Annotated in this window: 2 rRNA genes; both read right to left on the bottom strand. The window is 47.3% G+C overall.

Annotation, left to right across the window (positions count from 1 at the left end):
- Positions 1-113: 113 nt before the first annotated feature.
- Positions 114-229 (bottom strand): 5S ribosomal RNA (gene rrf / locus FNE76_RS07905).
- Between the two features lie 419 nt (positions 230-648).
- Positions 649-3,537, bottom strand: a 23S ribosomal RNA gene (locus FNE76_RS07900).
- Positions 3,538-3,807: the final 270 nt, after the last annotated feature.

The following is a 3,807-nucleotide window of genomic DNA, read 5'->3' as shown; positions in this document are numbered from 1 at the left end:
AATTGAGAAATTGAGAAATTGAGAAATTGAGAAATTGAGAAATTGAGAAATTGAGAAATTGAGAAATTGAGAAATTGTAGCATAAAAACCTAAAAAACACTTTAAAAACAAATCCCCCGCATCACCCTACTTTCCCACCCTTGCAAAGGGCAGTATCATCGGCGTTAGAGAGCTTGACTTCCAGGTTCGGGATGGGACTGGGTATTTCCTCTCCACTAGGGACACGGGGAAAGCAAAGCTTTTTAAAAAGCTTTGTGACTTGTCAAAGCCTTGAGTTAGCACCTAAAGCATTACCAATGCTTTAGCAATGCTTAAGGGTTAGCTTGTCTTTTGCTCTTGTCAAACCAAGAGATTTTAAGGTCTCAAGCCTGAGTTTAAGCTAAGTTTAGCCAAGCCTCAAAGGTGCAAACTCCAAAGCTTAAGCAACCTTGCTTAAGCCCAAATGCTAGGCTAACTCAATGCAAGCCACACAAGCAAGTTTGAGGCTTTGGAGTCCTAAGCCCAAAGCTTTAAAATAAAAACGCCACTCTAGCATTTTTGTTTTAAAAAAGCAACAACAAGGCTTAAAAGCTTCGCTTTTGCCAATAACCTACGCTCCAGTTCCTACAAAGCACCATTACACTCAACAAGGCGGTGATACCTTATCAACCAAACAAGCCAAACGCTCTATTAGTAGTGGTTAGCTGAATGCATTACTGCACTTACACACCCACCCTATCAAACATGTAGTCTTCATGCGAGCTTCAGGGAAAGCTTATCTTGGAGTTGGCTTCGAGCTTAGATGCTTTCAGCTCTTATCACAACCATGCGTGGCTACCCAGCGGTGCTCTTGGCAGAACAACTGGTGCACCAGTGGCATGTCCATCCCGGTCCTCTCGTACTAGGGACAGCTCTCCTCAGCTTTCCTACGCCCACAGCAGATAGGGACCGAACTGTCTCACGACGTTCTGAACCCAGCTCGCGTACCGCTTTAAATGGCGAACAGCCATACCCTTGGGACCTGCTCCAGCCCCAGGATGCGATGAGCCGACATCGAGGTGCCAAACCTCCCCGTCGATGTGAGCTCTTGGGGGAGATCAGCCTGTTATCCCCGGGGTACCTTTTATCCTTTGAGCGATGGCTCTTCCACACGAGAACCACCGGATCACTATGACCGACTTTCGTCTCTGCTTGAGTTGTCTCTCTTGCAGTTAAGCTAGCTTGTGCCATTACACTCAACTGGCGATTTCCAACCGCCATGAGCTAACCTTTGTAAGCCTCCGTTACTTTTTAGGAGGCGACCGCCCCAGTCAAACTACCCACCAAGCATTGTCCTGCCTAAGGATGACTTAGGCCAGTTAGCTAACAAAAACGCCAAGGGTGGTATCTCAAGGATGGCTCCACAAGAGCCAAAGCTCTTGCTTCACAGCCTCCCACCTATCCTGCGCATGGCATTCCCATTAGCAGTGCTAAGCTATAGTAAAGGTCCACGGGGTCTTTCCGTCTTGCTGCGGGTAGGAGGAATTTTCACCTCCACTACAATTTCACTGGATCTCTCTTTGAGACAGCTCCCATCTCGTTACGCCATTCATGCAGGTCGGTATTTAACCGACAAGGAATTTCGCTACCTTAGGACCGTTATAGTTACGGCCGCCGTTTATTCGGGCTTCAATTCAAAGCTTCGCCTTGCGGCTAACCCATCCTCTTAACCTTCGAACACCGGGCAGGCGTCACACCTTATACTTCCTCTTACGAGTTGGCAAAGTGCTGTGTTTTTGGTAAACAGTCGGGAGGGACTCTTTGCTGAGACCTACTTGCGTAGGCACACCTTATCGCGAACTTACGGTGCTAGTTTGCAGAGTTCCTTAAAGAGAGTTCTTCCACGCGCCTTAGAATACTCATCTCATCTACCTGTGTCGGTTTGCGGTACGGACAATTAGGGCTAAACTTAGAGACTTTTCTTGGCACGATAGTATCAGTGATTCTCTCTTTGGTCCGAAGACCGCCAAGAGCCTTTCAGGTTTCAAATACAGGAGCGGATTTGCCTCTCTCCCAATCTACACCCTTAGACCAACACTTCCATCCGTTGGCTCACCTAACTTTATGCGTCCTCCCATCGCACACCCTAATTGGTATAGGAATATTAACCTATTTCCCATCGCCTACCCCTTTCGGACTTGGCTTAGGACCCGACTAACCCTACGATGACGAACATCGCGTAGGAAACCTTAGATTTACGGCGGATACGATTCTTACGCATCTTATCGCTACTCATTCCTGCATGCTCACTTCTGTGCGCTCCAGCACTCCTTACCGGTATGCCTTCAACGCTGCACAGAACGCTCTTCTACCACTGCTCCTAAGAGCAATCTACAACTTCGGTGTCTATCTTAGCCCCGTTATATTTTCAGCGCATGATCACTAGACCAGTGAGCTGTTACGCTTTCTTTAAAGGATGGCTGCTTCTAAGCCAACCTCCTGGTTGTTTGAGTAACCACACATCTTTTTCCACTCAGAATAGAACTTGGGGACCTTAGTTGGTAGTCTGGGTTGTTTCCCTCTTGACGATTGATTTTATCACCCACCGCCTGACTCCCAAGATACAACAAAAGGTATTCGCAGTTTGACAGGGTTTGGTACTGCGGCGAGCAGCCCTAGCCCAATCAGAGCTCTACCCCCTCTTGTTATGACTTGAGGCTATACCTAAATATATTTCGAAGAGAACCAGCTATCACCAAGTTTGTTTGGCCTTTCACCCCTATCCACAGCTCATCCCAGCCCGTTTCAATGGGCACGGGTTCAGTCCTCCACAAGCTGTTACACTCGTTTCAACTTGGCCATGGATAGATCACTTGGCTTCGGGTCTGCAGCGTCTGACTAAAGCGCCCTATTCAGACTCGCTTTCGCTACGGCTCGTTTTCACTTAACCTTGCCAGACACCACAACTCGCAGGATCATTATGCAAAAGGCAGTCCATCACCCTGATAAATCATAGGGCTCTGAATGATTGTAAGTAGATGGTTTCAGGTTCTATTTCACTCCGTTACCCACGGTTCTTTTCACCTTTCCCTCACGGTACTTGTGCGCTATCGGTCAAAGAGTAGTATTTAGGGTTGGAGAGTGGTCTCCCCGGCTTCAGCCCGGATTTCACGTGTCCTGGCCTACTCTGGATCCGGCTATCTAGGGTTTTCCTTTCGCATACAGGGCTATCACCTTCTATGGCTTGTCTTTCCAAACAACTTTGCTAGAAAAACCCCTTGAATGTTGCCGTCCTCAACCCCGCGTGCAAGCACGCGGTTTGCCCTTTTCCCCTTTCGCTCGCCACTACTGAGGGAATCTCGTTGATTTCTTTTCCTCTAGGTACTGAGATGTTTCACTTCCCTAGGTTCGCTCTCTAACTTAATAGAGTAACCTACATTGCTGTAAGTTGGGTTGCCCCATTCGGACATCTGCGCCTCAACGCTTCTTGACAGCTCCACGCAGCTTATCGCAGTCTAGTGCGTCCTTCATCGCCTCTCTTTGCCAAGGCATCCACCATCCACTCTTAACATCTTGTTTGTTTCAGTTAGCATATCCGCTAAACTGCCTTGATAAGATTTCTACCGCCTTATTGAGTATAATTCTTTGGCTTTGTAGTTTTTACCTTTAACATAGGCTATTGACAATGAAAAGTCAAAAAACACTAAGCAAAAACCTTCCAGCGACACATCCCAAAAACGCACCTCTTAGGCAAAACCCCAAAAACACGCTTTAGAAAAAAGCCTTCGAGCTATCACATTTGCTTAGGCAAAAGCGCATTATATCGGTGTAAAGCTTAAGGGGGGCTTA

It is taken from the genome of Helicobacter mehlei (assembly GCF_007280785.1).
Classification (GTDB): Bacteria; Campylobacterota; Campylobacteria; order Campylobacterales; family Helicobacteraceae; genus Helicobacter; species Helicobacter mehlei.
Note: the sequence above shows the minus strand (reverse complement) of the source record. Positions and strands in the feature narration are given on the sequence as shown.